The organism is Clostridium sp. SGI.024, assembly GCF_050315195.1.
Taxonomy (GTDB): domain Bacteria; phylum Bacillota; class Clostridia; order Clostridiales; family Clostridiaceae; genus Clostridium.
This window is the reverse complement of sequence record NZ_JBNPON010000155.1, coordinates 1-628: the sequence shown is the minus strand read 5'-3', so window position 1 is coordinate 628 and position 628 is coordinate 1. Positions and strand designations below refer to the sequence as shown.

Below are 628 nucleotides of genomic sequence, written 5' to 3'. Positions count from 1 at the left end.
CTAGTACCACGTTTAGAGATTTTATTTTGATTGCCTTTAAATTTACCGGACTCATTAACAGAGCTGTCTATACCAAAGAATGCAACAAGGTGTTTAGGTTTTACAAAACCATCAATATCACCTATTTCAGCTATTATAGTGATAGCTGTTAATCGTCCTATTCCAGGAATAGAGTTAATAAGTTCTATATTTTTTCTGATTTGCTCAGAAAAATTAGGAGAGTTAATTAAATATTCTATTTGTTTAAGTAGATTTTTAATTTCATCTTCAAGAGTTTTTATAATTTTTATTGTGCTAGTTATCTTTACTGAAAATCCGTATAGCGGTAGCCCAATAATAATAGCTTCATTTGCATAATTAATAAGATTTGAATATACATTTTCAGCCCAAGTAAGACCTCTCTTTGATTTCTTAATAAGAATATCAGTTATTATGTCTTTAGGAGCATTTAAAACAGCTTCTGGTGTTGGATAATCATTTAATATAGCAAGGGAACTATTTGATGTTACATTTGAAAATACATTCTTGTAACCAGGAAAAATAACTCTTAAATCAGTAGATAACTTTTTCTTATAAGTAGAACAGTTATCAGTAAGTTTGTAATACTCTCTAACAAGAGATTTTAATG

The 628-nt window shown here is 28.3% G+C and carries 1 protein-coding gene; it reads right to left on the bottom strand.

Annotated features, from left to right (window positions below):
* The coding region (locus tag ACQRD5_RS17160) for a transposase (protein WP_427747117.1) at positions 1 to 628 on the bottom strand (628 nt) is incomplete at both ends.